This is a genomic window from Paraburkholderia lebeckiae, from assembly GCF_014201005.1.
Lineage (GTDB): Bacteria > Pseudomonadota > Gammaproteobacteria > Burkholderiales > Burkholderiaceae > Paraburkholderia > Paraburkholderia tuberum.
On the sequence record NZ_JACHDK010000068.1, the window covers coordinates 1 to 2,264 of the forward strand.

Sequence of the window (2,264 nt, forward strand, 5' to 3'; positions counted from 1 at the left end):
TTGTCGATCACGACGATCGTGTCGCCCGGTTCGCCCTTGCCCACCAGCGTCGGCGTCGTGTCGTCCGTGCTCTCGCCATTGTCCACAGGACCCTGGATCGGACCTTCGTCGTCAATGACTTCGACAATCGACGGCTTGCCCGGCGGCGTCGTATCCACGATCACCGTCCACGGGTCCGACGGCCCACTTTCGTTGCCCGCAGGATCGCGCTCCACCACCGTGAACTCATGCTCGCCCTCTTCCAGCGGCGTCTCAGGCGTGAAGCTCCAGTTGCCCTCCTCGTCGACCGTCGTCTCGCCAATCGGCGTGCCGTTGTCGATCACAATGATCGTGTCGCCCGGTTCACCCTCGCCCACCAGCGTCGGCGTCGTGTCGTCCGTGCTCTCGCCATTGCCCACCGGACCCTTGATCGGACCTTCGTCGTCAATCACTTCGCCAATGACTGGCTGGTCCGGCGCAGTCGTGTCCACGATCACCGTCCGCGGGTCCGACGGCTCACTTTCGTTGCCCGCAGGATCGCGCTCCACCACCGTGAACTGATGCTCGCCCTCTTCCAGCGGCGTATCAGGCGTGAAGCTCCAGTTGCCGTCCTCGTCGACCTGCGTCTCGCCAATCGGCGTGCCGTTGTCGATCACGACGATCGTGTCGCCCGGTTCGCCCTTGCCCACCAGCGTCGGCGTCGTGTCGTCCGTGCTCTCGCCATTGCCCACCGGTCCCTGGATCGGACCTTCGTCGTCAATCACTTCGCCAATGACTGGCTGGTCCGGCGCAGTCGTGTCCACGATCACCGTCCGCGGGTCCGACGGCCCACTTTCGTTGCCCGCAGGATCGCGCTCCACCACCGTGAACTCATGCTCGCCCTCTTCCAGCGGCGTATCAGGCGTGAAGCTCCAGTTGCCCTCCTCGTCGACCGTCGTCTCGCCAATCGGCGTGCCGTTGTCGATCACGATGATCGTGTCGCCCGGTTCGCCCTCGCCCACCAGCGTCGGCGTCGTGTCGTCCGTGCTCTCACCATTGCCCACCGGACCCTGAACCGGACCTTCGTCGTCAATGACTTCGACAATCGACGGCTTGCCCGGCGGCGTCGTATCCACGATCACCGTCCGCGGGTCCGACGGCTCACTTTCGTTGCCCGCAGGATCGCGCTCCACCACCGTGAACTCATGCTCGCCCTCTTCCAGCGGCGTCTCAGGCGTGAAGCTCCAGTTGCCCTCCTCGTCGACCGTCGTCTCGCCAATCGGCGTGCCGTTGTCGATCACGATGATCGTGTCGCCCGGTTCACCCTTGCCCACCAGCGTCGGCGTCGTGTCGTCCGTGCTCTCACCATTGCCCACCGGACCCTGAACCGGACCTTCGTCGTCAATGACTTCGACAATCACTGGCTGATCCGGCGCATCAACATCGGCATCGGCATCGGCATCGGCATCGGCGTCCGCATCCGCATCCGCATCCGCATCCGCATCCGCATCAGCATCCGCGTCCGCGTCGGCATCAGCGTCGGCATCAGCATCCGCATCGGCGTCAGCATCGGCGTCAGCATCCGCGTCAGCATCGGCATCAGCGTCAGCATCCGCATCGGCGTCGGCATCAGCGTCCGCATCGGCGTCAGCATCCGCATCCGCATCAGCATCCGCGTCCGCATCAGCGTCCGCATCGGCATCGGCATCGGCATCGGCATCGGCATCGGCATCCGCGTCAGCATCCGCATCCGCATCCGCATCCGCATCCGCATCCGCATCGGCGTCGGCATCAGCGTCAGCATCCGCATCCGCATCGGCATCGGCATCGGCATCGGCATCCGCGTCCGCATCGGCATCAGCATCAGCATCCGCGTCAGCATCGGCATCCGCGTCCGCATCCGCATCCGCATCCGCATCCGCATCCGCATCCGCATCGGCATCGGCATCCGCGTCCGCATCGGCATCCGCGTCAGCATCCGCGTCAGCATCCGCATCGGCATCCGCGTCAGCATCCGCATCGGCATCCGCATCGGCATCCGCGTCAGCATCGGCATCAGCATCCGCATCCGCGTCAGCATCCGCATCGGAATCCGCATCCGCATCCGCGTCAGCATCCGCATCCGCATCCGCGTCAGCATCAGCATCCGCGTCCGCGTCCGCATCCGCATCCGCATCCGCATCCGCATCCGCATCCGCATCCGCGTCAGCATCAGCATCCGCGTCCGCATCAGCATCAGCATCGGAATCAGCGTCCGCATCCGTATCGTCGTCAACTGCACCCGGCGGCGTCTGTTCATCCACTAC

Annotated in this window: 2 protein-coding genes; one reads left to right on the forward strand and one right to left on the reverse strand. The window is 65.2% G+C overall.

Going from position 1 to position 2,264, the window contains the following annotated elements:
* On the reverse strand, positions 1-1,265 hold a 1,265-nt coding region (locus HDG39_RS35545; RefSeq protein WP_311735907.1), incomplete at its 3' end, for an Ig-like domain-containing protein.
* On the opposite strand from HDG39_RS35545, the gene HDG39_RS35775 reads away from it, so the two are divergent.
* On the forward strand, positions 1,164-2,264 hold a 1,101-nt coding region (locus HDG39_RS35775), incomplete at its 3' end, for a hypothetical protein (RefSeq protein WP_311735906.1). The two genes, HDG39_RS35545 and HDG39_RS35775, sit on opposite strands and share 102 nt — an antisense overlap.